Annotated in this window: 24 protein-coding genes; 6 read left to right on the top strand and 18 right to left on the bottom strand. The window is 41.4% G+C overall.

Annotated elements, in window-relative coordinates; all coding sequences use genetic code 11:
* Positions 1-101: 101 nt before the first annotated feature.
* Positions 102-1,961: a monovalent cation:proton antiporter family protein gene (locus RH061_RS06670; protein ID WP_311074808.1), complete on the bottom strand. Its 1,860-nt coding sequence runs from the start codon at positions 1,959-1,961 to the stop codon at positions 102-104.
* A 13-nt stretch (positions 1,962-1,974) separates the two neighbouring features.
* A complete protein-coding gene (mgtE, locus tag RH061_RS06665) occupies positions 1,975-3,300 on the bottom strand; it encodes a magnesium transporter (protein WP_311076310.1) in 1,326 nt (441 codons plus the stop codon).
* A 271-nt stretch (positions 3,301-3,571) separates the two neighbouring features.
* Between mgtE and prpE the strand changes: the two genes are divergently transcribed.
* On the top strand, positions 3,572-4,312 hold the full coding sequence (gene prpE / locus RH061_RS06660) for a bis(5'-nucleosyl)-tetraphosphatase PrpE (RefSeq protein WP_311074807.1): 741 nt from the start codon (positions 3,572-3,574) through the stop codon (positions 4,310-4,312).
* Between the two features lie 54 nt (positions 4,313-4,366).
* Here prpE and RH061_RS06655 read toward each other — a convergent pair whose 3' ends face one another.
* The 5 genes from RH061_RS06655 to RH061_RS06635 form a co-directional block, all read right to left on the bottom strand.
* The gene (locus RH061_RS06655; protein WP_311074805.1) at positions 4,367-5,560 is read right to left on the bottom strand and encodes a CAP domain-containing protein; all 1,194 of its coding nucleotides are present in this window, start codon (positions 5,558-5,560) and stop codon (positions 4,367-4,369) included.
* Between the two features lie 107 nt (positions 5,561-5,667).
* Positions 5,668-6,573, bottom strand: a complete 906-nt coding sequence (locus RH061_RS06650) for an RluA family pseudouridine synthase (RefSeq protein WP_311074804.1) — start codon at positions 6,571-6,573, stop codon at positions 5,668-5,670.
* Between the two features lie 555 nt (positions 6,574-7,128).
* Complete coding sequence (locus RH061_RS06645; RefSeq protein WP_167833807.1) at positions 7,129-7,929, bottom strand: NAD kinase; 801 nt, start codon at positions 7,927-7,929, stop codon at positions 7,129-7,131.
* A 31-nt stretch (positions 7,930-7,960) separates the two neighbouring features.
* Positions 7,961-8,599, bottom strand: a complete 639-nt coding sequence (gene yjbM, locus RH061_RS06640; protein ID WP_311074802.1) for a GTP diphosphokinase — start codon at positions 8,597-8,599, stop codon at positions 7,961-7,963.
* Between the two features lie 34 nt (positions 8,600-8,633).
* A complete protein-coding gene (locus tag RH061_RS06635) occupies positions 8,634-9,014 on the bottom strand; it encodes a UPF0738 family protein (protein ID WP_311074801.1) in 381 nt (126 codons plus the stop codon).
* A gap of 118 nt (positions 9,015-9,132) precedes the next feature.
* Here RH061_RS06635 and RH061_RS06630 point away from each other — a divergent pair, with 118 nt between their 5' ends.
* The 4 genes from RH061_RS06630 to RH061_RS06615 all read left to right on the top strand — a co-directional run bounded on the left by RH061_RS06630 (position 9,133) and on the right by RH061_RS06615 (position 11,889).
* On the top strand, positions 9,133-9,720 hold the full coding sequence (locus tag RH061_RS06630; RefSeq protein WP_311074800.1) for a CYTH domain-containing protein: 588 nt from the start codon (positions 9,133-9,135) through the stop codon (positions 9,718-9,720).
* Positions 9,721-9,740: 20 nt separating this feature from the next.
* A complete protein-coding gene (locus RH061_RS06625) occupies positions 9,741-10,385 on the top strand; it encodes a lytic transglycosylase domain-containing protein (RefSeq protein WP_311076308.1) in 645 nt (214 codons plus the stop codon).
* A 221-nt stretch (positions 10,386-10,606) separates the two neighbouring features.
* Entirely contained in the window at positions 10,607-11,011 is a 405-nt protein-coding gene (locus tag RH061_RS06620) for a globin domain-containing protein (RefSeq protein ID WP_311074799.1), read from the top strand.
* Positions 11,008-11,889: a ClpXP adapter SpxH family protein gene (locus RH061_RS06615; RefSeq protein ID WP_311074797.1), complete on the top strand. Its 882-nt coding sequence runs from the start codon at positions 11,008-11,010 to the stop codon at positions 11,887-11,889. Before RH061_RS06620 ends, RH061_RS06615 begins: the two co-directional genes overlap by 4 nt.
* An 819-nt stretch (positions 11,890-12,708) precedes the next feature.
* On the opposite strand, the gene pepF is transcribed toward RH061_RS06615, so the two are convergent.
* The 6 genes from pepF to RH061_RS06585 all read right to left on the bottom strand — a co-directional run bounded on the left by pepF (position 12,709) and on the right by RH061_RS06585 (position 20,240).
* Entirely contained in the window at positions 12,709-14,526 is a 1,818-nt protein-coding gene (pepF, locus tag RH061_RS06610) for an oligoendopeptidase F (RefSeq protein ID WP_311074795.1), read from the bottom strand.
* Between the two features lie 160 nt (positions 14,527-14,686).
* A complete protein-coding gene (locus RH061_RS06605; protein ID WP_311074793.1) occupies positions 14,687-15,895 on the bottom strand; it encodes a competence protein CoiA in 1,209 nt (402 codons plus the stop codon).
* A 121-nt stretch (positions 15,896-16,016) separates the two neighbouring features.
* The gene (gene cls / locus RH061_RS06600; RefSeq protein ID WP_311074791.1) at positions 16,017-17,528 is read right to left on the bottom strand and encodes a cardiolipin synthase; all 1,512 of its coding nucleotides are present in this window, start codon (positions 17,526-17,528) and stop codon (positions 16,017-16,019) included.
* A 147-nt stretch (positions 17,529-17,675) separates the two neighbouring features.
* The gene (gene mecA / locus RH061_RS06595; protein WP_311074790.1) at positions 17,676-18,347 is read right to left on the bottom strand and encodes an adaptor protein MecA; all 672 of its coding nucleotides are present in this window, start codon (positions 18,345-18,347) and stop codon (positions 17,676-17,678) included.
* Positions 18,348-18,839: 492 nt separating this feature from the next.
* Positions 18,840-19,235, bottom strand: a complete 396-nt coding sequence (gene spxA, locus RH061_RS06590; protein ID WP_167833817.1) for a transcriptional regulator SpxA — start codon at positions 19,233-19,235, stop codon at positions 18,840-18,842.
* Positions 19,236-19,670: 435 nt separating this feature from the next.
* A complete protein-coding gene (locus RH061_RS06585; protein WP_311074787.1) occupies positions 19,671-20,240 on the bottom strand; it encodes a GNAT family N-acetyltransferase in 570 nt (189 codons plus the stop codon).
* A gap of 210 nt (positions 20,241-20,450) precedes the next feature.
* On the opposite strand from RH061_RS06585, the gene RH061_RS06580 reads away from it, so the two are divergent.
* A complete protein-coding gene (locus RH061_RS06580) occupies positions 20,451-20,636 on the top strand; it encodes a hypothetical protein (protein WP_041968165.1) in 186 nt (61 codons plus the stop codon).
* A 105-nt stretch (positions 20,637-20,741) separates the two neighbouring features.
* On the opposite strand, the gene RH061_RS06575 is transcribed toward RH061_RS06580, so the two are convergent.
* The 5 genes from RH061_RS06575 to opp3b all read right to left on the bottom strand — a co-directional run bounded on the left by RH061_RS06575 (position 20,742) and on the right by opp3b (position 26,223).
* Positions 20,742-21,941, bottom strand: coding sequence for a putative glycoside hydrolase (locus tag RH061_RS06575; RefSeq protein WP_311074785.1), 1,200 nt, complete (start codon positions 21,939-21,941; stop codon positions 20,742-20,744).
* Positions 21,942-22,249: 308 nt separating this feature from the next.
* Entirely contained in the window at positions 22,250-23,191 is a 942-nt protein-coding gene (locus RH061_RS06570; RefSeq protein ID WP_311074784.1) for an ABC transporter ATP-binding protein, read from the bottom strand.
* A 21-nt stretch (positions 23,192-23,212) separates the two neighbouring features.
* Entirely contained in the window at positions 23,213-24,247 is a 1,035-nt protein-coding gene (locus tag RH061_RS06565; protein ID WP_311074783.1) for an ABC transporter ATP-binding protein, read from the bottom strand.
* Positions 24,248-24,265: 18 nt separating this feature from the next.
* Positions 24,266-25,294 carry an oligopeptide ABC transporter permease gene (gene opp3C, locus RH061_RS06560; RefSeq protein WP_311074781.1) on the bottom strand — a complete coding sequence of 343 codons (1,029 nt, stop codon included), beginning with the start codon at positions 25,292-25,294 and terminating at the stop codon, positions 24,266-24,268.
* The gene (gene opp3b, locus RH061_RS06555; protein WP_311074779.1) at positions 25,294-26,223 is read right to left on the bottom strand and encodes an oligopeptide ABC transporter permease; all 930 of its coding nucleotides are present in this window, start codon (positions 26,221-26,223) and stop codon (positions 25,294-25,296) included. Before opp3b ends, opp3C begins: the two co-directional genes overlap by 1 nt.
* Between the last annotated feature and the right edge of the window lie 140 nt (positions 26,224-26,363).

The following is a 26,363-nucleotide window of genomic DNA, read 5'->3' as shown; positions in this document are numbered from 1 at the left end:
ATCCCCCTGTTAATACAAGTTATTAGTACCTAGTGCTAATTCTACACTATAATGTTTCATTTGAAAAGAAAAACCCGCCGGTAAGGCGGGTTTAGTTCAATTTAACACCAAAAACAGAATTCAAGCTCGCGTTTCAGTTCATCGACATATTCCTTGGAACCTGTAACGATAAGACGGTCGTTCAGCCTTAGCTCGGTATCACCGTGAGGTACAATTGAATCATTTCCGCGCAGGATGCGGACAAATATGACATCTCCGGTGAACGGGAATCGTCTTATAGTCATACCGTCAAAGTGATCATTCAGCATTCTGATCTCATGGAGCGAGTTATCCTGATTGGTCAGAATCGTCATGACCCCAGGTGATTCAATCATGGCTCGAAGCAGCGATTCGGTAGAACGGAGGACCGAGAAGACCTCAATTCCCTCTTCCTGGGCTTTTTCTGCCAGATCCGGACTTTCAATCCTGGCAATGACACGACCAACACCCTGTTCCTTCGCACTGACGGCAATCGTTGCATTCAAGTCAGGATCTCCGGTGGAAATGACAATAATATCGGCGGTATATACTTCATGTTTTTTAAGCGTTTCAATTTCGTAATTCTCCATCTCAATGATATCAAAAACAGAATCAGCGATTTGTTTTTCAGCTTTTTCTTGCTTTGTATGATAAAGAACAGGTTCATATAAGGAAGATTGCAGACCCCGGGAAACAGGAAGTGTCATCTGATTGGCACCAATGAAGACCACTTTCACTTTCTTCTCTTCTGCTTTTTCCTGCGGGAACAACTTCTTGAACAAAATCGGTGTCAGGACACTCGATATCACCGCTACAAGAATTAATGTCCCACTCATCTGAGGAGTGATCATTTCCATTCTTTCCCCTATTGTTGCGGCCGCGATGACAAGCGATAAAGTTGACGTCAACAAGAATCCAGCTGCTAATACCGTTTTCGAATCATACCATTTTTTCAATAGGTAGACGGGGATCAGTTTAGATAAGAATAGCGCCAGCAGTAATAGCGGAATAAGCATTAGAAGCTTCTTATCGCTGAATAGTGCCCAGATATCCAAATCAACACCGACCATGACGAAGAAAATCGGGATTAAAAACCCATAGCCAAACGAATCCAGTTTGTGGACCATTTCCTGGTCTGGTGCCAGCAGTGAAACAAGCACACCAGCAAGGAATGCACCCAGGATATTTTCAGCCCCAACCGTCTCGGAAATTGCTACCAGCAGGATAATCAGTGCGAAAACTGCACGTGTTCCTATTTGGGTAGTACCAGTCGATAGCGCATTTATGAACGTACGATTTTTGAAAACTTTTCCTACAAAATACAATGCAACTCCTGCTGCAAACAATACGAGAAGCAGCCATGTATTTCCTTCTCCCCCATCATAAAGGGAGACGAAGACAGCAAGGAGGATCATCGTAGCAAGATCCGCGATGACGGCCACTAATAAAATAATCTGTCCGATATTCGTCTTCATTAAATGGGCGTCTTTAAGTGTAGGGACTACGACCCCTAGTGAGATGGTCGATATAATCAACGTCATTAAGAATACATTTTCGATAAAGCCGGCAAGTACAAATAAATAGGATAATCCAAGTGAGGCAATAAAAATGCCCGCGAAGATGATGGATGCAACTGCAAAAGTGTTCGGCTCCTTTTTTCCATTAGCCAATGTTTTATTCTTTTTGCCACTTGAGAAGGCAGAGAAATCTATTTCCAACCCGCTCAGGAACATCAGGAACAGGAAGCCTAATGTAGAAAGCGTCCCCAGCCAGGCATCTTCATGGACGATGTTGAAGCCGCTTTTACCAATGATGAGTCCCATAATGATTTCCGCGACAACAACTGGTATGATGCTCAATTTTAACCGGTGAAGTAAAATAGGTGTTAAAAATGCAACAATGATGACAATCACTAGTGAAGTTATCGAAGCATGATGTTCCATCTTCATCCCTCCTTTATTTAGTAAGATAGCTCATGAAAGCCGTAGCAATTCCAAAATAGATCAAGATGCTGATAATGTCATTAATAGTAGTTATGAAGGGTCCTGATGCCACAGCCGGGTCAATCTTAAGCCGGTGCATCAGCAAGGGCACAAGTGACCCCGCAAGTGTGGCAATGATTAGTGTAATAAAAATAGAAATGCCTACAAGGGCCCCGAGGAATAGTTCACCTTTCCAGAAGTAGACAACGAATGTGATCAGGATACCGCAAACTGCACCAGTTATAAATCCAGTTCCCGCTTCTCTCAAGATAATGTTCCATTTGCTCTCTTTATCAAGGTCCCCAGTTGCGATTCCTCTGACAGCTACGGCCAGTGCCTGGGTACCAGTATTACCTGCCATTCCGGCAATGAGTGGAATGAAAACTGCCAAAATAGCTACCTTATCCAATGTATCCTCAAACCTACCAATCAGGCTTGCCGTGAACATGCCCAAAAAGAGCAAGATGATCAGCCATGGCAGACGCTTCTTGGCGGCAGCTAACGGATTCCGGTCAACCGTATCAAGATCCGCAATACCTGCCAGCTTGGAGTAATCATCAGAAGCCTCTTCTTCCATAACGTCCATGATGTCATCGACCGTGATAATTCCGAGAAGGTGATTTTGGAAATCCACGACAGGAAGAGCAAGGAAATTGTAATCCCTCATCATCCGGGCAACTTCCTCCTGATCTTCTCCAACAGAAACAGATACAACTCGATCATTCATGACCTCAGCAATCATTGTTTCATCATCCGCCACAATCAGGTCTCTCAAAGAGATAACACCTGCCAGCCTTTTATCTTCATCAACGACAAATATGTAATAAATCGTTTCAGCCTGCGGAGCTTCTTTTTTCAGGATATACATTGCTGATCTCACCGTCTGGTTGGCAGATATCGCAATGAATTCCGTTGTCATGATACTTCCGGCAGTGTATTCTTCATAATGCAGCAAGTCCTTGATTTCCTGTGCTGCTTCTTCGTCCATGATCGTCAAATAACTGGCAACCTGGTCTTTATCCAGTTCATTCAGGACATCTACCGCGTCATCGGCATACATGTTTGACAGCATGTCGGCAGCATAATTAGGATTCATCTGGGCCAATACATCTTTGAAGTCTTCTTCATCCGCTTCCAGGTTCTCGAAAAGGTCAGCCATCTCTTCTGGTGATAGGAAGTTATAGACCTTGGCCCGATCCTCATCATCAAGCTCACTGAAAAATTCGGCCTGGTTATATGGATGCAAGTCTAAAAATTCCGCACGGAAATCATCAATTTTCTCAGAGTAAAGTGCTTCCATCAGCAGCTCAGTATTGATTTGCTGCCTAGATGCTGATTCTTGACGTTCTTCAGACATACACCTTACCCCCTTTCCTTTATGTACATTTCATTATACTAGCATTTATTAAAATCTTTGTCTTTTATCTACTCTTTTTCAATTAAAATTAATTGGGCAACATATTTTATATGCCAGCTTATTGAACCTGGCCTTTCCTTTTAACATTCCCTTTTTTGAAGTAAAATTGTCTTTTTTCAGACTGTGAAAACCAACAATCAAGGAGGAATTCCATATGAACCTCGATATTATAGGCGATATCCATGGCTGTTATGTTGAGTTTGAAAAACTCACCGAAAGACTTGGATACGACTGGAGCACTGGTCTTCCAGTTCATCCCGATGGCCGGCACCTTGCTTTTGTCGGTGATCTGACTGACCGCGGACCAGAATCCTTAAAAACAGCCAAACTGGTTTGGGAGTTAGTGGTAGGTAAACAATCCGCTTTCTATGTTCCCGGGAACCATTGCAATAAATTGTACCGCTACTTGTTAGGAAATAAAGTCCAGACGACACATGGTCTTGAGACTACTGTTTCGGAGTTTATGTCGTTGAATTCAGAGCAGCGAAATGAGTTCCGCGAAAAATTCCTTGATTTATACGATTCTGCACCTTTATACTATGTCCTCGACCAGGGGCGACTTGTGATTGCCCACGCGGGGATTCGGGAAGATTACATAGGGAAAAGCAATTTAAAAGTAAAAACATTTGTCCTTTATGGTGATATCACGGGGCAAAGCAATCCGGACGGAACTCCTGTACGGCGTGATTGGGCAAGGAATTATCAAGGAAAAGCAACCATTGTTTATGGACATACACCGGTCAAAGAGCCGAGAGTCCTCAATAATACGTACAATATCGATACAGGAGCTGTTTTTGGCGGCCACTTGACAGCCCTGCGTTATCCGGAGATGGAACTTGTATCCGTTCCCTCTACAATGCCAATTGTTCCGGAAAAATTCAGGGAGATAAACTAATACCCGGTATTGAAAAAGCTAACCATCTTTGGCTTGATGGTTAGCTTTTCTGCTTTATTTTCCAATAAACATTTGGGTCCAGTAATTCCCTTGGGTTGTATGCCCAACGCCAATATGCGTGTAGTTAGGACTCAGAATATTTTTCCTGTGACCTTCACTGTTCATCCATGCGTTCACGACTTCTTCTGCACTCTGCTGGCCCATCGCGATGTTCTCACCAGCAGTGTTATATGAAACACCAAAGTCCCTCATCATATCGAACGGTGATCCATAAGTAGGACTCGTATGTGAAAAATAATTTTTCGCCTGCATATCATTGGATTTCTCCTGTGCCACATTGCTTAGAGCCGTATCTGGCTGGAGGTTTTGCAAACCATTTTTTCTGCGTTGCTCGTTAGTCAAGTCAATGACTTTCGCTTCAAACGCACTGAGCTCGGTACCAGAAGGAGTTGCTTTTTGCTCCGGAGCCGGGGCAGCTTCTTCTTGAGGAGCTGGGGCCGTTCTTTCCTGTGGTGCAGGCGCTGCTTCTGGTTCTGGAGCTGGAGTCGCTCTTTCCTGTGGTGCAGGCGCTGCTTCTGGTTCTGGAGCTGGAGTTGCTCTTTCTTGTGGTGCAGGCGCTACTTCTGGTTCTGGAGCTGGAGTTGCTCTTTCCTGTGGTGCCGGTGCCGCTCCTTGTTCAGGTGCCGGAGTCGCCCTTTCCTGTGGTGCAGGTATTGCTCCTTGTTCAGGAGCTGGAGTTGCTCTTTCCTGCGGTGCTGGTGCTGCTCCTTGTTCAGGTGCTGGAATTCCTCCGCGATTCAATTGCGGGAGTTCGACACCTGAACGGCGCTGCAATTCAGCCAGCATTTGATCCAGGTCAGCTCGTTGCCCTTCTGTTAAGGTCAGCCTCCCTTGACCGTTCATTTGTGTATGTGGAAATTTAGAACTCGGTATGCCCGTACTATAAGAGTTCGGGTCTATGGTAATATACCCATCAGGCGTTTGCATGATTTCACTTGTTGTATTTCGCCCTTTTTGATTAAAACCTTTGTCATTTGTATTTCTTTTAGCAGAATTGATTTCTGCTCTGCGCCTTTGCTGCTTGATTCTGTTTGCATCGTTATCCCAATAGCTTTCCTGATTATTCCCCAGTGTTGTCATCCTGTTGTCACGCATATCCATCGCTTCATCATTGGTGTTGCATGCGGCAAGACCTAATAACATGACAGCAGATACTGCCATTGCTTTTCCATGTTTATATATGTTCAAGTGATGCTTCCTCCTTCAGGTTTCATTCATTACTCCTTTATGATTTGATTTTTTCACGGAAATATCTGATGAAATATTTGAGAGAAATGTAAAAAGGCAAATCGCGATTAGCACGACTTGCCTTGATTCAGCACTTTATCCATATCGGTAGGAAGATTGGCAGTAAAATGCATTTGTTTATGTAAAAGTGGGTGGATAAAGGTAAGTTCTCTGCAATGCAAGGCTTGCCTTTGAATGAAGTCCTTATTGCCTCCATATAAAGTATCACCAAGAAGCGGATGGCCAAAAAAGCTCATATGGACCCTGATTTGATGGGTCCTGCCAGTTTTTAGCCTGATGTTCATATGAGTGAACTTTCGATATCGTTTGTTTACTTTAAACAATGTACAGGCATATTGTCCATCTGGACGAACTTCGCGTTCAATGATGCTGTCTGGCTTCCTTGCGATCGGCGCTTCAATCATCCCTTCATCCTGTGCAACATCACCGACAGCAAAAGCTTCATAGCTGCGTTTTACACCGCCCGAACGCTGCTGCTTGCTGAATAAGTGATGGATATGGCTATGTTTCGCAATCAGGACCAGTCCGGAAGTATCCCTGTCCAGCCTGGTGACGATATGGGTCGTAGCGGAAATACCATTACGTTTATAATATCCGATCAATGCGTTCGCCAGGCTGCCATTCGGATGCTCCCTGGAAGGAATCGTATTCATCCCCGGAGGCTTGTTGACCACCAGCAAATATTCATCCTCATAAACAATCGTAAGAGGAATTTCCTCCCCCTTCATCCCTTCAGATGGAACTTCGGGAGGGAATTCAACTTTAACTCTATCAGCATCTTTCAAAATGTACCGGACATTCACTTCGTCACCATTGACGGAGATAAATCCACCCTTGAACTTGATATCTGTCAGAGCAGATTTTGAAATTTCCTTCTCTTTAAGGTATTCCCTTAGCATCTTCCCCTGATCAGCTTGTGCAGCTGTAAATTCCAGTGTGAAGTTTTTTGCCATATCAGCGGCTCCTGTCGTTTACTTTCATAAGACCTTGACTTAGTTGTTTACTTTATTGAATATGCAGCTTGAAACCATTGTCCAAAATGAGACTTAAGGTGCTCAGCAGTCTCTAGATATTAATTAGAAAGTGGTTTTTAGACATTGGACGCTCACCAGCCTGGAAATGTCTATAAAACCCTAGTTCTTAGACATTTTGGATGCTCATCAGCCTGGAAATGTCCATAAAACACTGGTTCTTAGACATTTTGGACGTACACCCGCCTGAAAATGTCCATAAAACCCTAGTTCTTAGACATTTTGGACGCTCACCAGCCTGGAAATGTCTATAAAACACTGGTTCTTAGACATTTTGGGTGCTCACCAGCCTGGAAATGTCCATAAAATCCTAGTTCTTAGACATTTTGGGTGTTCACCAGCCTGAAAATGTCCATAAAACCCTAGTTCTTAGACATTTTGGGTGCTCACCAGCCTGGAAATGTCTATAAAAAACTCTTCTTAGACATTTTGGAGATTCTTCCCCTTGTCCAATAAGATCCATATCGCCAGCCGCTCTTAATCACTGTCAGAGATAAAGGAATCATGCACCCTTTTCCAGAATGGAAACGGGCGGAATCGGGCGAAGCGGATTTTTTCATCGGCAACGCGGAATTGGATTGACTTCACGTCTTTATGCAGAAGTGTTAAATGGTCAACCGTTACCTGGAAGTCTGGTCTATTAACTGGTTTAAGAGTACAGGTATGGTGGTCAGGAAGGATCAGCGGTGACCCCACTGTCCGGAATACACGGTTGTTGATGGAGGCCATTTCCGCAACTTGGATTGCCCTTAATGAAGGATGCAGTATGGCACCGCCCAGAGCTTTATTGTATGCAGTACTTCCTGAAGGCGTCGATACGCATAAGCCGTCTCCACGGAAGCGTTCAAAATGCTGGCCCCTGATTTCGACATCCATGACGAGGGTGCCTTCAACAGATTTGACGGTCGATTCATTCAGGGCTAAATACCTGGTTTCCCTGCCGCCATGCTGGTACCTGATGATGACCTCGAGCAATGGGTATTCGATCACCTGGTATGGCGTTTTGGCCACGGCGATGACAAGTTTTTCGATTTCTTCAGGGACCCAGTCGGCATAAAAGCCCAGGTGTCCGGTATGTACTCCAATGAAAGCTGTTTTGTCCAGCCTGCTGCTGTATCGGTGGAAGGCATATAATAGAGTGCCATCCCCTCCTACTGAGATGCAAATATCCGGCTGGTCTTCATCATATTGTAGATCAAAGTCCAAAAGATACGTTTTCATCTTGTGCATCAACGTATTGGACCGGGAATCCCCTTTTGAAGTGATCGCAAATTTCATGTATCAAACACCCCTGCATTTCGGATTTTAACTATTTCTTTCCATCCTGCTGCATTTCTTTTTTTCGTGTAAAAAATGCTTGTGCATCCTGAATTTCTCCTCTGATGGTCGACATTTCTTCATCGAGCCGGAAAGCGGCCTCTGCTGCACGCTGCAGCCTGATTTTAATATCCTCCGGAAAAAGCCCCTTATATTTATAATTAAGCGAATGTTCTACTGTCGCCCAGAAATTCATCGCCAATGTCCTGATTTGGATTTCTGCCAGGATCTTTCTTTCACCGCGGATTGTCTGTACAGGATAGCGGATTACGACATGATAAGAGCGGTAGCCGCTCGCTTTTTTATGCGATATATAATCCCTTTCTTCTACAATCTCAAAATCATTCCGGCTTCTCAATAGTTCCACGACCGTCTTGATGTCATCAACGAACTGACACATGATTCTCAGGCCGGCAATATCCTGCATTTCTGAATCAAGCTTATCAAGTGATATTCCTTTTTGATGGGCTTTATCGAGGATGCTTGCAATAGGCTTTACCCTTCCCGTGACGAATTCAATCGGGGAATGGTCGGAATGGAGCTCATACTGGCTCCTGATTCCCTTAAGCTTTACCTTCAATTCTTCAACAGCATGCTTATAGGGTTCTAAAAATTGATCCCAGTGTTTCACTTCAGTCACCTCATCCGGTTCTATTCACGAAAGCCTAAGCCGAGGGTGCGGCAAATACCTGTTCCACTTTCGCGACCATTTCCTCTCCGTAATTGCTGTTTCCGGTTATATTTTCAATCAAATATTCCATTTCACTTTGGAAGCGATACAGTTTAATTTTTCCGTCTTTATACGTTAAAAAGGTTTCAAGTCCTGCCCGGAGACCATCCTGAATAACACTCCAGGTATCCTCAGGAATGGTGACGTATCGATAACCATCCTCTTGATCAACGATGTAAACAAATGATAATTGATCGGAATCGACGAGCATTTGCCCTGTCGGAACAACACCCGCAAGGTCAGTCTCTATGTTTGCAGAGAGATGTAATTCATTATTTTCAATTTTTGCATCGGTAATTAAAATTCTTTGGCTCATTTCTTCAACCTCCATAATCTTTTTTATTTTATCATATCGCACCATTTTCTACTAAGGATTGAAGCATACCCGATTTAAGGAGATAATAAGGACAACATACTGGAAAGGGCGGAAAAATGTGAGCCAGAATATCGAAATTGAATTTAAGAACATGCTGACTCAAGAAGAATTCCAATTACTAAGAATACACTTTAAAATAGAGCCAGAGCAATTCAAAAAACAAATTAACCATTATTTTGATACTAATTCATTCTCCTTGAAGGACAAAGGTTCTGCATTAAGGATCAGGGAAAAAGGATCAAGCTTTGAAATGACATTGAAGCAGCCTGCTGAACAGGGTTTGCTGGAAACAAACCAGATGTTGACGGCTAGTGAGGCTGAGGATGCTTTGTCTTCAGGTAAGCTTCCTGAAGGTGAAGTAAAAAACGCAGTATCGAAATTACTGCCGGACACAAATTCCCTGAACTACTTCGGATCACTGACAACCGTTCGTGCAGAGGTGGAGTATAAAGATGGATTGCTTGTTTTGGACCATAGTTACTATTTAAATACAGAAGATTATGAGCTAGAATATGAAGTGACGAATGAGTCTGAAGGATATAAAGTTTTCTCCAAATTACTGGAAGAACTAAAAATCCCTCTCAGACCGACCGATAATAAAATTAAAAGATTTTACGCAAAAAAATATAACCTTTTACAAGAATAGAACCAGGCAGGAGAATCATGATGAATGTTAACCAGTTAAAAGTCATGCTTGAATTGCAGGCGCTTCAAAACTTCAACCAGCCAACGAGCCAATCCGGAAATGGCCTTTTCCAGGATATGCTTTCTGGCATCCTCATGGATCAAAGCAATGCTCTTGGTGCTACCGCCACAAGACTGGAAGAATTATTTGACAATGCGCAAACTGCGGTTAACACTTTCGAACTCCCAAAACAGAACATTGCACAGATGCTTCCCCCTTTACAACTGACGAAAGTAGCGGGCAAAAGCACTGCTGATTTTGACAGCATAATTGATAAAGCGGCATCTATGTTCAATATTCCAGCAAAACTCATTAAATCCGTTATTCAAAAGGAATCGAATTTCAATCCAAATGCCGTTAGCCACGCTGGTGCATCAGGGCTGATGCAACTAATGCCTGCGACAGCCAGGGGCCTTGGAGTTAAAAATGTATTTGATCCAGCGGAAAATATAGTTGCCGGAAGTAAATACCTTCGCCAAATGCTCGACAGATATGATAATAATCTAGAGCTGGCGCTTGCAGCCTATAATGCCGGTCCCGGAAATGTAGATAAATATGGCGGAATCCCTCCATTCAAAGAAACGCAAAACTACGTTAGGAAAGTCACGGATGTCTTTTACGGATAAAAGGAAGCTTTAAAAGGAGAATATTCCCATCAGTTTAGACCGTCTGTTAGTGGTAACAGGCGGTCTTTTTGTGTAAATTAGTAAAGCAATCAATAAAAAACCCCTTTTTACAGAATTCAAGACGATTTGTTTGAGATATAAATTTAGCATTGCTACAATAAATAGCATAACTATCAATGCAGAATGAAATTTCAAAATCTATTTTAAAAGGAGTTATCAACATGGTTGAGAATAAGACCTTACCATTCGAAGCCATTGGCGAAGGGACACTTCACCGGCTGGTCGATGCTTTTTACCACCGAGTTGGAATGCATCCTGATCTTGCTCCTATATTCCCGGATGATTTATCAGAAACTGCTAGAAAACAAAAGCAGTTCTTAACTCAATATTTAGGAGGGCCTCCCTTATACACCAATGAACATGGCCATCCAATGCTACGTGCAAGACATTTGCCATTCGATATCACGCCGACCAGAGCGACAGCCTGGCTCGCCTGCATGAACGAGGCAATGGATGAAGTGGGACTTGAAGGGCCAGTAAGAGAGGATTTTTATGCAAGACTTTACCTGACCGCACAGCATATGATTAATACACCAGACGATGATGAAACTGGTGATCATCCATGAAACTGAGCCGGGAAAACCTTTTGAGCTATGACCCATCAGAGTTTTGCCATAGCCTGGATAAAAAACCTATTGAAATTTATATGTTTGTCGACCCGCTCTGTCCAGAATGCTGGGCACTGGAACCAATTATCAAGAAGCTCCAAATCGAATATGGCAGGTATTTTTCCATTCGCCATGTATTAAGCGGCAAATTGGCCACCCTGAACATGAGCAGGAAAAAGCGTTATGAAACGATTGCGGAACTTTGGGAGAAAACAGCAAGCAGAACGGGAATGTCCTGTGACGGATCTCTTTGGTTTGAAAATCCGGTATCATCCCCTTACTTGGCATCCATTGCAATAAAATCCGCTGAGCTTCAGGGTAGAAAAAAAGGCATTGGATTCCTGCGCAAGCTTCAGGAAGTCCTATTTCTTGAAAAACAGAATGTTTCTAACTTCGAGGTGTTAAAAAACTGCGCAAGGAGCGTCGGTTTAGACGTAGAGGAATTTGTCACAGATATTCATTCTGAATCCGCTGCAAAAGCATTTCAGTGTGACTTAAAGATAACGAATGAAATGGATGTCCAGGAAATCCCGACTTTCGTCTTTTTTAACGCTAATGTCGAGGAAGAGGGCATCAAGATTACCGGTCTCTACCCATATGAGGTGTATGTGCAGATTCTTGAGGAAATGCTGCAGGAAAAGCCAGAGCCTGCACAGCCCCCGTTGCTGGAACAATTCCTGAAGCAATACAAGATGGTCGCCTCGAAGGAAGTTGCTGTTGTCTATGACATGACTGTCCAACAGGCCGAGAAGGAATTGAAGAAATTAATGCTAAAACAAAGAGTCGAACAAATCCCTGCTAAATACGGGGTGTTCTGGCGATATCATGAAGGATGACCGTGCATTTGCACGGTTTTTTTATAGGCTCCGTGATCATTTTCATGTAATGTATGAAAATTCATTAGCGGAGAATTTCCTTCTATTGTCTATAGAGGTCGCTTTTGGGGCAGTAATAGACGGAGATATTCCGATTAACTGCATAAAATAAGCCAAATTTCCACGATTTTAATTGTATAACCGGAAAAACGCCTCTTATTTTTACGAAAATAAGGAGTGATTCCAAATTAAGCGGAACTTTTCCGTTAATTTTGGAATCACTGTGAAATCAACATTCAGATAAAACAGAAAAGGCCTTGCAGCTCTCCAACTGCAAGGCCTTTTCTCTATTTTATACGAACAAAGGGGATGGGAGAAATTTTTCACGGTCAAACAAAGGGGTAAATGTTTGCTTGTGATCAACTTCACGCCATAAATATATCATATCTATGCTCCTTTTCACAATATCCTTGTGTGTTATTTCACAATATTGTCAAATCCAATTCATGAATGCCTGGACGCAAGCATATAAATGATATATAAAGTGATTCGGAGTGATTAAATTGGATAAACTGGGACTTTCCCTTATGGCACTTTTCTTACTTTTTTCATTTATACTTAATCTATTAGGATTGATGCATCTCTTACCCCTGTATCTTACTTCCCCTATCCTTTTTCTGGCACTATTTATTTTACTGATATATTTAAATAACCGTAAAAAGTTCAAAGGGTTTTAAATTTGTTTCCTTGATTTACGTGCTAATATCAGCAGGATCTTTATTTTCTACCTAAAAACTTTAAAAACCGGCCGCAATGAACTTTGCGGCCGGTTTCGTTTTGTTATGAAAGCAATGCTTCCATTTCGTTTAGCTTTTCTTCAAAGACTTTCAATGCTTCCTCTATTGGTTTTGCACTTGTCATATCGACTCCTGCCTTTTTCAATACTTCGATTGGGTAATCCGAGCTGCCAGATTTCAGGAAGTCAATATAGCGGTCAACAGCAGGCTGGCCTTCTTCAAGGATTTGTTTGCTCAGCGCTGTTGCTGCACTGAAACCAGTCGCATACTGATAAACATAGTAATTGTAGTAGAAATGCGGGATTCTTGACCATTCAAGACCGATTTCTTCATCAATGATGATGTCCTCTTCACCAAAGTACTTTTTGTTTAGCTCGTAGTAGTCCTTTGTCAGAGAATCAGCTGTCAGTGCCTCGTTATTCTGGGCTTTTTGGTGGATCATATGTTCAAATTCAGCAAACATGGTCTGTCTGAATACTGTTCCACGGAAGCCTTCGAGGTAATGATTCAATAGATACAGACGCTTCTGCTCATCATCGATGGTTTTAAGCATATAGTCATTCAATAACGCTTCATTGCAAGTTGACGCCACTTCAGCGACGAAAATAGAGTAGTTGCCGTAAGGATATGGCTGGGTTTTTCTTGTGTAGTAGCTGTGTACGGAATGGCCGAACTCATGAGCCAGCGTAAACAAATTATTTACATTGTCCTGCCAGTTCATCAGGATATATGGATTTGTGCCATATGCACCAGAAGAATAGGCGCCGCTGCGTTTCCCTTTGTTCTCATACACATCCACCCAGCGGTTTTCGAATCCTTCCTTAAGGATATTGTTATATTCATCGCCAAGAGGTTCTAAACCTTTTAGGACATATTCCTTTGCTTCTCCATAAGGAATCTCCATTTTAACATCCTTAACAAGCGGTGTGTACAGGTCATACATATGAAGCTTCTCCAAACCTAGTACCTTCCTGCGGAGCTTTACATATCTGTGAAGCAGGTGCAGATTGTCATTCACCGTATTCACAAGATTTTCATAGACACTTTCAGGAATATTGTTCGCAGCAAGCGCAGCATGCCTCGCAGAGTCATATTTGCGGATTCTTGCATTGAAGTTATCCTTTTTGATATTGCCGCTCAATGTGCTGGCAAAAGTATTCTTGAAGCTGCCATATGTTTTATACACAGCCTTGAAAGCATCCTCACGAACCCTGCGATCCTCGCTTTCCAGGAACCTGATATAACGGCCGTGCGTGATTTCCACATCTTCTCCGTTCTCATCCTTGATGGAAGGAAATTCGAGATCGGCATTGTTCAGCATTCCAAATGTATTTGAAGGTGAACTCATCACTTCTGAGGCCTGAGCCAGAAGTGCTTCCTCTTCAGCTGAAAGGACATGCGGGCGCTGAAGGTTGATTTCCTCCAATGCATGCTCATACAGCTTCAATTCTTCTTTTTCATTTAAAAAGCCCTTGATCTTCTCTTCATCAACAGCGAGGATTTCAGGTACGATGAAGGCAAGCTCGCTTGCTGCTTGAGAATATAGATTCTTGATACGGTCATCCATACCTTGATAAAAGGAATTGGTTGTATCCTGGTCATAGCGCATATGCGCGTATGTATAAAGTCTTCCTAGACGCTCAAGCAATTTATCCTGCAACTGTAGTGCATTATATAGTTGGTCCGCGCTTTCGCCTAGCTTGCCCTGATACTCCTGGACAGAAGGAATCAAGCCCTTTACTTCATTGAATTCTTGTTCCCATTGCTCATCAACTGCAAAAATATCCTCAAGTCTCCACGTATTCTCTGTGGCAACCTCGTCCCTTACTGGCAATTTCTTTACTGCAGATTCATTTGACATATGGATCCTCCTTACAACAATTTCGGAATTCGAAAAACTTTTCTAGTAACATATTCGCTAATGGATTCTTAATTCCTTCAATAAATCGAAGGAGAAGAAAAATTTTTCATATTAATATACCCATTCTTAACTTCCTTATTTTACGCCACCTTTTCCATTTTCATGTTAGGTTAAAAAGCAATTGGGCAATTTTATTTTGATGTTCAGCAAAAAACTCCGCATCAGCCTCCAGTTGCTCCTCGATAGAGTTAGCAATCACAAATTCCTTTACCACCTGCACGGTACCAGAGTCAATCTTATCCAGATACGATAGCTTGGTTAACAGAAAAACATATTCTGCAAGCGTATACCAGGCATCCCTTTGGCCGGCAGCTGGCAGCAGTCTGAGTTTGATATCCCTTCTTTTAACCCGATTGGCAAAAGCCTCTCGAATGCTCGCATAATATATGATATCCCCTTTTTTAAAATTACGAAAAACATCGAGGTAGAGATAGGTTTGCCAAATGAAGGATGGAGTTTCAATATAGGGGCTTGAGTGTACAGGAAGACCGAAAACAGGAGGGAGAGAGAGAAGGCTTAAACGGTTACGGTACAACTCTTTTAAAAATCGGTTTTGCCTTGCGCCAGGCGATCGCAGATACTGTGATTTCAACTTTTGATTCTCGTTTAGCCAGATTTTCATAAAGGGAAACTTTCCTGCAGCGGGACTAATGAGGTGCTGAATTGAAAATTGATTAAGAGACTTTACTTCAAGATTAGTGATGGTTTTTCTTGCGGAAATTGGAATAGCACCATGAAGGTTGATGAATTGTCCAGAAATCGGGCAAAAAGCGGGGATATTCCAACTGTGCCGATGCCGACGAATGAAGAGGTAGAGGAAGTTATTCAATGACACAACATTCTTCGTCTTCCGTTTAACCAGTGTTTCGGCAGCAATCCAAATCGGGATTACACCATGATCAAGATACGTTTTCGTTCTCTTTTCAAATATCTCAGCAGATATGACTGAACATTGGAATTCAATCGCATATTTTTGACTCTGTAATTTAAAAGCAACATCCGGTTTTTGCTTCATCAGTGGATCATAGCTCTCTAATTCAGCTTGGATTCCCTGCTTTTTCAGCCAATCATAAAGCATTAGCTTCCCTGATCGATGATAATCTGATTCTCGATCATACTCATACTGGCAGCTGCCACCTGCCAAATGTGAAAAATGCCAGCTCTTCTTGCTTCCTAACTTCATGACCACTTCTTCACCGCACTCCGGACAGTGAAACTTCTCCCGTGAACGGATTCCTATTAAATCACTCTTATTCCACTTTTCTCCCAGTGATAATCTTTTACCATTGCTCATGTTTGCTACTAGCACATTCTTTGCGCCTCCTTCCACTGTGAAATATTCTCTGCAACTTAGGAAATACCTTTTTAAAATATAAAAGGTTTATAAAACGTTCACAAAAAAGAAAAACCCGGACACTTGATCCGGGATGTTAAAGCATCGGCGACAGGAGCCGGGATGTGGATTCCAGAAGCCTATAGCCGATATGGCGTTTATTGAAGTCATCCATGACAATCTCTGTTGAATCGAGAATATCGTTTTCGAATTCTTTCACAAGCTTCACCGTGCTGCTAGTTTTATAAAGAAAAGCATTGACCTCGAAATTCAGGTGGAAACTTCTCATATCCATATTCGAAGTTCCGATGGAAGCGAGATGACCATCAACAATAACAATCTTGCTGTGCATGAAGCCTTTTTCATATTCATATATCTTCACACCAGCTTCGAGCAACTCAGGAAAATACGACCTCGAAGCAAAGAACACGATTTTTTTATCTGGCCGCTTCGGCACTAAGAGCCTGACATCCAGTCCACTGAGGGCGGCAACTTTTATCGCACTGAAAATGTCTTCATCAGGAATGAAGTATGGTGAGGCAATCCAAACAGACTTATCAGCAGAGGAAATCATTGAAAAGAAAATATTCTTGATGACACTCCATTCATTATCAGGACCCCCTGCAATCATTTGTACCCCGCCATGTGTGTTAGCCTGCAGAGCTGGCGACAGATAATCCGACGTCAAAAAGCTATTGTTCGTCATGTAATACCAATCTTGAAGGAAAATCAGCTGCAAGCTCCGTACCGCTTCTCCTTTTGCCATTAAATGAGTATCACGCCAAAACCCAAAGCCTTCGTCCCTTCCAAGGTATTCATCACCGATATTCAGGCCTCCGACAAAACCGACCGTCCCATCTATGACGATGATTTTCCTATGATTCCTAAAGTTGAATTTACTGTTAAGGAACGGCAGGCGGACAGGCCCGAATTCAACCACTTCTACCCCCGCTTCACTCAAGTCAGCAATATACTTTTTCGAGAGCTTCCAGGATCCAACAGAATCGTAAAGAAACCGAACCTTTACTCCTTTACTTGCTTTACTGATCAAAACCTCTTTAATTTCCTCCCCTATCTCATCATGGCGGACAATGTAATATTCCATGTGAATATGGTGGGTTGCCTTTTTCAATTCTTCGAGGATATGACGAAAGGTTTCATCTCCATTCGTCAGTACTTGTGTCGAAGTCGCAAATGAAATCGGGCTGTTTCCCAGCTTCTGGGCAAGATTGAATAATCGGCGATGGTCTTCTTCCATTTCCAGCATTCTTGCTTTGTTGGCTCTCTCACTGTCCCCCTCTATCCTTGAGAAAGCCTGTTTATCAAGAAAGTATTTACGGCGGAACATTTTTTCCTTCCGATGGTTCCTGCCGAATAATAAATAAAATATAAAACCAACTACTGGAAATCCACCAAGAACGACAATCCAGGTCAGTGTCTGGGCTGGATGGCGATTCTCGAGGAATATCACAAAGCTGATAAAGATCACGGTTAAAGACATAAAAATACTGATGTATCCAAGATAAACTGTATCAAGTTTTTCATAAAACAAATAATAGATGCCTGCTAAAATTAATAAAAACGCTAAAATCCGCACTGTGTTCTTCATTGTTACCACCTGTTTTCTCTCTCTGGATTTTTTCCCGTAATCATGGTTAGGAGCTTTAGATATATATACGTTTCTATTAAGTAAAGGGATTCATACATAAAAGATTATATCAAAAAAGCCGATTTCATCTCTGAAATCGGCCTGCACTCATGAAAAATGTTTTCTTATGACACCAAATACATCTTCTCCGATAATCTTGTTACCGTATTCATCAAGACGGTGAACCGTAACTGTCGATTCTTGACCATACTCGAGAATGACGCTTAGTATATTGTCAATTTCCTCTTCATCCTCAAAATCCTGCTCAGGAAACTCAATGTACAAATAATACTTATCTTCATAGCTGTACAAGCTAGTTTTTACACTGTCAATTCCCGGCCTTTTTGAAAGTGCTATGACATCTTCGAAATCCTTGAAATAAAGAAGGAATTCTAAATCATCATCGAATGCAGAATCATCATCCTCAATTCCTTTTGGATTGAATTGATGGTCAAGCAGTTCCTCAATTCGTTCATCGACAGGCAAATCCTTCAGCTTGTCATTTGGAAGCGGCAATTCAAACTTAGGACCATCCTTAGAAAGCTGTGCCTTTGTCACCAAAACTTCCAGACCCTTTTCCAGTGCCTGAACCTGGATCCATAAAGGACCTTCAACGGCAAACTCTTCCTCGGCATGGACTTCATCCATCATTTCCCAGAATAGTTCTTCGCTGCGATCACGGTTATACCAGATTTCCTCCCGGTCAAAGCCGCGTTCCTCTATATCCATATATGAAATATAAAACTTAACCGTATTCTCATTAATACGTTCGATTTCCATTCGCTTTCTCTCCCTTCCAGGCAAAGATTTGAAGGGACTAAATACCCCCAAAAAAGCAGTTGGTCTTTATCATTTACCCTTAATAAATAAGTCTGAATCACCTTGATTTACAAAGGGACTGTGTAAAAAAGATAAACAATCTTGTACTTTTATTTTATGTTATGTTAAGCCATTTTGGAAACAAAATATACACCCATTTTTATAAAAGGCTAATGAATGATATCGGCTGAAAAAAATTACAGTTGAAGATGCTGCAGGGAGTCGCAAAATATGATGCCTAAAAGATAGGCATTCGCCCCTTTAGATCCAATCAAGCAGGTTATCCAAATTAAATGGGATTTTAACAAACTAATTTAAAGTATTCTTTACATTTTAGCAGAAAAATGCTTGAATTTCAATTTGTCTGCATGTTCAGGCGAGGAACAAAAATTTATTTTAGATAAAAATAAAAAGCCCCCATAGGGAGCTCTAATGAATTTATTAGGTTTAAGTTTAATTTACTAAACGCTGAGCCTCACGCAATTGGAAAGTACGCACTTTGCGCGGCAGGAACCGTCTGATTTCATCTTCATTATATCCAACCTGCAGGCGTTTTTCATCAATGATAATCGGACGGCGAAGCAAGCCAGGGTTTTCCTTGATAACCTCAAACAATTCCTGTAAAGGCATTGTTTCCAGGTTCACATCAAGCTTTTGGAAGGTCTTAGAACGAGTAGAAATGATCTCATCCGTTCCATCTTCGGTCATACGTAGAATTTCCTTTATCTCATCAATCGATAAAGGCTCAGAGAATATGTTTCTTTCAGTATATGAAATTTCATGTTCTTCCAGCCATGACTTGGCCTTTCTGCATGAGGTACAACTTGGTGAAGTGTATAAAGTGACCATTGGTAATTCACACTCCCTTAGATTTACTTATATATTATTTGCTTCAAATGAACTGTCATTTCTTAAATAATAATAAGTTTAATTTTATAATTCATATTGTTTATTATACACCAAGGATTTAATAAAAGGTATCCCTTTTGATAAATTATTCCGGGTAGTTATGTAAGGTTATTTTTACTCTTCTCTATATATAACGAACGAAATAGAAAAAAGTTTCAATGAAATTATATTTTTTCATCACCTTCTACGTACAATCTATATAAATATTCGTACAATTCATGCCAGTTATGTCCGTCTGGCTTTCATTTTGGTAATTTAATTATATTTACCCGGTCTCACCAGGCTTAAACCTGCTTTTTCAAAAAAGTTTTATTCTCATTTGATTATACAAAAATGAAAACGCAACCAAGTAAAAACCCTGGTTGCGTTTGTGAATTAGATGTCTTGCAGTAAATCATCCCGTTTGTCTTCAACAGTCAGGACTTCTTCAACTGGCTGATATGATGCACCATAAAACTTTTTGTCTTTATAAGTATGGATCATATTGTAGGTTTTCTTCATTGCCTCATAAACCAAATCCTCTGATGCTTCATCCGGCGACCAATAAAGGATTTCCATTTCATTGATTTCTTTCGTAGCGAGCGACCGGCGTCTGTACCCAACTGTCCTGGCATGCTCGAAGCCTTCCCGCTTATAAAAACGAAGGCGTTTTTCAGTATCTGTATCCTCATAATTAACTGGTTCAACCTCAAGGATAATTGGCTTGCCCTTTTCCTTCAGCTTCTCGATCAATTTGTGGCCGAGTCCCTGCCCTCGAGTCGTCTTCGAAACGAAGAGGTAATCAATGAAGACAAAATCGTCTGTCTCTACATACATGAGAACATGGCCAGGGCCTTCATCCTTATGGTAAATCTCTGGTCTTTCCTTTAGAAGTGTTTCCATATGCTCTTTTGATTTCATTTCCTCGATTGGGAAATACTGATTTAATTTTTCATACCAATGCATTGCTTATCTCCTTTTTGATTTTATTCCATCCCGATAAGCACCCAGCTTTTCTTATATAACCATGATCTAACTACTTGTATTATTTTTTCTTTATAAAGTTCTTTTAATACACGAACAATTCTTTTAAAATAAAGATGTACGGGGATCATGAATTATATTTATCACAAAATCACGGTCATTACTTTGTGAAAAAAAAGGTGGAGGTTTATCATGGGCGGTTACATAATGGATTTAACTATCGTTGCTTTACTGATTGTGGGTATCACCGCGACAATTGGTGTCATTACCAATGGAGTAGGAACCAGATTTTTTAGTGGAAATAAAAGAAATGAATTCGTTGATCAATCAACAAGTCTGCAAACTGGCTGGAAAAATGTCGGCGGCAGCAAGAAGTAATCCATATCCCCTTTGTAATTATAACGTACTTTCGTACTGATAATCTAATGATATGAAAAAGCCTGTAATGATTGATCCAGTCATTACAGGCTTTTTTAGTTGAGCTTAAGGTGTGTAATCAACATTGGGCGAGTATCTATTGCTTGCATTCCATAATAAATATTCGTTAATTCCCTGATCCTTCAATGCCCTGATTTGATCTTCGACTTCCTTCTTTCCATATACAAGGTAATTCCCACTGCCTAACCATGATGCGGTGAAATCCTGCAGCCAAGGACGGGATACAGGCGGACTCTTTAATTCCGCAAGTTTTTTCTTTTCTAATTTTGCATATTCCTGAACGAGACGATACGGCTCAGTGTCAGGCTTGGCGATTCCAAAATAAGATGTCCAATGACTTGGATAAATCATTGAGGAAATGACGTCAACATTCTCGGAGATTTTCGAGAAGTTTTGTCCTATTCCCGGAGCTTCCGGGAGAGTGGCAGTATAACCAAAGATATCGACTGATACTTTGACATCATATGGTTTTAGTTCTTTCCGAGCGTACGCCACAAAATCAGTTACTGCTTTAACCCTTTTTTGTACATTATCCATTTCAACATCCTTATAATCACCCATCGAATATTGAAGTTCAGTATCTCTCTTTTCAAATCCCTCTGGGAAGCGGACATAATCGAACTGGATTTCCTGGAATCCCATTTTAGCTGCCTCAATGGCAATTTGAACATTATAATCCCAAACATCTTTCACGAATGGATTGACAAACGACTCGCCCCTTCCGTTTTTCCACACTTGATTTCCATCTTTGAAAGACCATTCAGGCTTTTTATTTGCCAGAGCTGTATCTTTGAAAACTACTACCCTTGCGATAGGGTAAATTTGTTTCTCTTCAAGGGTCTTTAATAGTTTTTGAGGATCCTTAATATAGGGCTTTCCGATATCCTGAAAAGGAGAATCCTCATTTGGTTTATATGTAAGATATCCATGGTCTTCCTTTATATCAATGACCATTGCGTTTAGATCAGTCTCATCAACAAGCTTGGTAAGACTATTAAGCCTCTCTCCTCCAGCTGAATTCCCGGTTACATAGATTCCCCTGACAGCATCAGGATATTCAAAAGAGTAACCTGAATCAAATTTGAACCGTGGCATCTGCTCAGGTAATCCCCTTACCAATGATTGATGTTCCCTGGCCGGAAGTCTTTCTGTTTCATGCGCTTTCGATTCAGCAAACACTGTACTCCCTGTTTGCGAAAAAGAGGCAGCCAATAATGCTGCTGCTGCGATTTTTTTAAACTGCACAAACACCTCTCCTTTCAAAACATACGCCCACAATAGTAGTAGGTATTTTCTATATTATGAATCTATAAGTCTATTTTACCCACTTTCGACAGATTTAGATAATATTGTTGGATTTTTTTATATGGAATTTATTTCCGAACTCTATTTTAATCTCTTACCCTCTTCAAAAAGAATAGCTCTTTAAAACACGGCTGTTGATTTTCGTTCCATCCGCTTCGCCTTCCACTACAATCAGCAGGATGTCAAAAATCAACATATAGCTTTAACAAGCCAAAAAAAAACGATCTCAAAATAAGAGATCGTTAAGATTATTTCACATATTGCTGCTGGTATTGCTTCAGTTCCTTTTCAGAGCAATAGACATAGTGCCCTGGTACAACTTCGCGCATCTTCACTTCTTCTCCGTCTGCATATTGATGCACATTCGGATCATATGTTTTTCTTCTGCGTGTACGCTCAGATTCTGGATCTGGAAGCGGAATCGCTGATAGCAATGATTGAGTGTATGGATGAAGCGGATTTTTGTACAATTCTTCAGCAGTAGTTAACTCAACTAGCTTTCCGAAGTACATTACACCAATTCGGTCACTGATATATTTTACCATCGAAAGATCATGTGCGATAAACAAGTATGTTAAACCTTTTTCACGCTGCAGTTTCTTCATCAGGTTGACAACCTGTGCCTGGATGGAAACATCTAGAGCGGAAATAGGTTCGTCTGCGATAATAAATTCCGGCTGCACAGCAAGGGCACGTGCAATGCCGATACGCTGCCTTTGTCCACCTGAGAATTCATGTGGATAACGGTTGGCGTGTTCTCTGTTTAAGCCAACTGTTTCAAGCAGTTCATATACCATTTCCATTCTTTCTTGCTTACTCTTCGCCAGGCCATGAATATCGATGCCCTCAGCAATAACATCGGAAACCTTCATCCTTGGATTCAAGGATGCATATGGATCTTGGAAAATCATTTGCATACTTCTGTTGAATTTCTTTAAATCTTTTTTGTTCTTCTTGCCGTGTACGTTTTCTCCCTTGTAAAGGACCTCTCCATCTGTCGCTTCATAAAGCCTGATGATTGTTCGGCCAGTTGTGGATTTACCACAACCAGATTCTCCAACCAATCCAAGAGTTTCTCCTTTAAAGATATCAAAAGTAATTCCATCAATCGCTTTTACTTCATTAGGTTGACCCATATTGAAATATTGCTTCAGATTCTTTATTTCAAGAAGCTTTTCTCTATTTTCCATCAGCCAGTCCTCCTCCTACAGTTATTTCGTGCCCATGAATTTACGCATTCTGCTCTTCACAGCTTCCGGCGGTTCTACCTTAGGAGCATCTGGATGCAACAGCCATGTAGCAGCATAATGTGTATCAGACACTTTAAACATTGGAGGCTGTTCTTCTAAGTCGATTTGCATTGCATATTCATTACGAGGTGCAAAAGCATCTCCTTTTGGCGGATGCAATAAGTTTGGCGGAGTACCAGGAATTGCGTATAGTTCCTCTTCTTTGGCATCCAGGCTTGGCATTGAGCTGATCAATCCCCAAGTGTAAGGATGCTGTGGATTGTAGAAGACTTCGTCCACAGTACCGATTTCGACAATTTTTCCACCATACATAACTGCTACCCTGTCCGCTACGTTAGCAACAACACCAAGGTCATGGGTGATGAAAATGATGGAAGTATCGATTTTTTTCTGCAAATCTTTCATTAATTCCAATATCTGTGCCTGTATCGTTACATCCAACGCAGTTGTCGGCTCATCCGCTATTAGAACCTTCGGATTACATGCCAGCGCAATTGCGATAACCACCCTTTGTCTCATACCACCAGAGAATTGGTGAGGGTATTGTTTAACACGCAGCTCAGGTTTAGGAATACCAACCAGCTTCAAAAGCTGGACCGCACGTTCCCTTGCTGATGATTTACTCATATTTTGATGCTTGATCAAAGGTTCCATGATTTGCTTTCCAACAGTCATTGTTGGATTCAATGAAGTCATCGGATCCTGGAAAATCATCGAGATGTCCTGGCCACGAATTTTCTGCATTTGCTTGTCAGTCAATTTAGTTAAGTCCTTGCCTTCAAACAATATTTCGCCTTGCTTGATTTCGGAATTGCCAGGAGGCAGCAATCTCATGATTGCTTTAGTCGTTACTGATTTACCTGATCCCGACTCACCAACTATCGCAAGGGTTTCTCCCTTTTTCAGTTCAAAGTTCACACCGCGGATCGCTTTAACTTCCCCCGCGAATGTATGGAAGGAGATATTTAAATCCTTAACTTCTAAAATATTTTCCATAATACATTCACCTGCCCCTTAATCGCGCATTTTCGGATCAAGCGCATCGCGCAATCCGTCTGCCAGCATATTGAACGTGATCATGATGATACTGATGATAATAGCTGGAATTACCATCTCATGTGGGTGCAATCTTAGCACTTTAAAACCTTCATCAATCAATGTACCGAGTGATGCATATGGATCCTGAAGACCTAGTCCGATGAAGCTCAGGAATGCCTCAAAAAATACTGCATTTGGAATCGTGAACATTGTATTGATAATAATGACACCAGCAAGGTTTGGCAATAAGTGTTTCGAAATGATTTTGCCATCGCTGTTTCCGAGAGTTTTGGAAGCGAGTACAAACTCCTGTTCCTTAAGCTTCAGCGTCTGGGCACGTACCACACGGGCCATACCTACCCAGCCTGTAATCGTCAAGGCAACAGTAATTGATATAATACCAGGCTTCAACACGAGAATCATCAAGATAACTACAATCATTGTCGGAATACCTACTAAGACTTCGGTAATCCTCTGCATGACGTTATCCAATCTTCCACCGAAATATCCTGATATAGCGCCATAAGCAACACCAATTATCATATCAATGACTGCTGCCAAGAGCGCAATGTATAAGGAGATTTGTGTACCTTTCCAGACACGTGTGAATAAATCACGCCCTAAAGCATCAGTACCAAACCAATAATATTCGTCTACTTTTTTGACTTCGTACATATTGATTTCTTTTCCAGCTTTATTTACCTTAACACCGTCAAACGGCAGCCAGCTGATATTTTCGAGTCCCTGGATTCTAGGCGGCAAATTATTATGCCTTACATTTTGAGTATCGAATTCCTTGCCGCTGATCACTGGTCCAAGAAATGCCATGATGATCACTAGTGCCATAACTATCAAACTTACAAGCGCACCCTTATTTTTGCGGACACGCATCCAAGCATCCTGCCAGAAGGTTAAGCTTGGCTTATTAATTTCCTCGCTCTTGGCCGAATCGATCTCCGCCGGCCTAAAACGATCTTTTGGAATTTTAGTTTCAAAGTCAGCCATTACTTATTACCTCCAGACAGCCTGATGCGTGGATCAATAATTCCATAAAGAATATCCACAACAAGGATGATAACTACAAATAATGCAGCAAATAAGATGGTTGTTCCCATGATAACAGGGTAATCATTAAGTGTAATTGATTTTACGAACTGTTCGCCAAGGCCTGGAATCGCAAAAATCTTTTCAATTACTAGTGAACCCGTCATTAATGAAATCGCCAAAGGTCCTAAGACCGTTACCAAAGGAATTAGCGCATTCCTCAGAGCATGCTTAAAGGCAATCTCAAAGAAACTCGCACCCTTAGCTTTTGCCAGCATGATATAATCAGAACCTAAAACCTCAATCATTTCGGTTCTCATGAAACGGGCTGCGATTGCTATAGGCAGCATGGATAAAGCTATGGTCGGAAGGATTGTGTACTCAAATCCTCGCCAGAAAAGTACAGGGAACCAGCCAAGTTTAACACCTATATAATATTGAAGTAATCCAGCAAACACGAAGTTTGGAATGGACTTTCCTAATACTGCTATAAACGTTGAGCTATAGTCGACCCATGTATTTTGTCTTAATGCCGCAAATATTCCGAGCAGGATACCTACGACTGTTCCTAAAATCATCGCTTGTGCACCTAGCTGCATGGAAGGTCCAAGACGACCGACCATCATGTCTGTCACAGATCTGTTATTAAATTGAAAGGAAATTCCTAAATCACCTTGCAGCAGGTTTCCAATATACTTCGCATACTGCACAGGTACCGGCTGGTCAAGACCATATTTCGCTTTCATGATTTCCATTTGTGCCGGCCCCAATTTGTTCGCACTAGCAAAAGGCGTACCTGGGATGATCTTCATTAAGAAAAATGTTAGGGACGCAATGATGAAAAGAGTCAAAAACATATAAAATACCCTTTTTAACAGGTATTTTGCCATAACCGTGCACCTCCTGTATTATTTCAATTTTCCCTATTATTCGACAAATGCTATACAGGGAAAAAGAGAGTATATCTAGATATACTCTCTTTCTATCCTCAGAATTATTACACTCTGAAATAAGAAACTTGCTTCAGTTA

It is taken from the genome of Mesobacillus jeotgali, from assembly GCF_031759225.1.
GTDB classification, from domain to species: Bacteria; Bacillota; Bacilli; order Bacillales; family Cytobacillaceae; genus Mesobacillus; species Mesobacillus jeotgali_B.
Note: the sequence above shows the minus strand (reverse complement) of the source record. Positions and strands in the feature narration are given on the sequence as shown.

Coding starts and splice junctions, on each gene's coding strand:
- RH061_RS06670 (WP_311074808.1), bottom strand. CDS start 1,961: ATGGAACATCATGCTTCGATAACTTCACTAGTGATTGTCATCATTGTT.
- mgtE (WP_311076310.1), bottom strand. CDS start 3,300: ATGGAAGCACTTTACTCTGAGAAAATTGATGATTTCCGTGCGGAATTT.
- prpE (WP_311074807.1), top strand. CDS start 3,572: ATGAACCTCGATATTATAGGCGATATCCATGGCTGTTATGTTGAGTTT.
- RH061_RS06650 (WP_311074804.1), bottom strand. CDS start 6,573: ATGGCAAAAAACTTCACACTGGAATTTACAGCTGCACAAGCTGATCAG.
- RH061_RS06645 (WP_167833807.1), bottom strand. CDS start 7,929: ATGAAATTTGCGATCACTTCAAAAGGGGATTCCCGGTCCAATACGTTG.
- RH061_RS06635 (WP_311074801.1), bottom strand. CDS start 9,014: ATGAGCCAAAGAATTTTAATTACCGATGCAAAAATTGAAAATAATGAA.
- RH061_RS06625 (WP_311076308.1), top strand. CDS start 9,741: ATGAATGTTAACCAGTTAAAAGTCATGCTTGAATTGCAGGCGCTTCAA.
- RH061_RS06620 (WP_311074799.1), top strand. CDS start 10,607: ATGGTTGAGAATAAGACCTTACCATTCGAAGCCATTGGCGAAGGGACA.
- RH061_RS06615 (WP_311074797.1), top strand. CDS start 11,008: ATGAAACTGAGCCGGGAAAACCTTTTGAGCTATGACCCATCAGAGTTT.
- pepF (WP_311074795.1), bottom strand. CDS start 14,526: ATGTCAAATGAATCTGCAGTAAAGAAATTGCCAGTAAGGGACGAGGTT.
- cls (WP_311074791.1), bottom strand. CDS start 17,528: ATGAAGAACACAGTGCGGATTTTAGCGTTTTTATTAATTTTAGCAGGC.
- mecA (WP_311074790.1), bottom strand. CDS start 18,347: ATGGAAATCGAACGTATTAATGAGAATACGGTTAAGTTTTATATTTCA.
- spxA (WP_167833817.1), bottom strand. CDS start 19,235: ATGGTCACTTTATACACTTCACCAAGTTGTACCTCATGCAGAAAGGCC.
- RH061_RS06585 (WP_311074787.1), bottom strand. CDS start 20,240: ATGCATTGGTATGAAAAATTAAATCAGTATTTCCCAATCGAGGAAATG.
- RH061_RS06580 (WP_041968165.1), top strand. CDS start 20,451: ATGGGCGGTTACATAATGGATTTAACTATCGTTGCTTTACTGATTGTG.
- RH061_RS06570 (WP_311074784.1), bottom strand. CDS start 23,191: ATGGAAAATAGAGAAAAGCTTCTTGAAATAAAGAATCTGAAGCAATAT.
- RH061_RS06565 (WP_311074783.1), bottom strand. CDS start 24,247: ATGGAAAATATTTTAGAAGTTAAGGATTTAAATATCTCCTTCCATACA.
- opp3C (WP_311074781.1), bottom strand. CDS start 25,294: ATGGCTGACTTTGAAACTAAAATTCCAAAAGATCGTTTTAGGCCGGCG.
- opp3b (WP_311074779.1), bottom strand. CDS start 26,223: ATGGCAAAATACCTGTTAAAAAGGGTATTTTATATGTTTTTGACTCTT.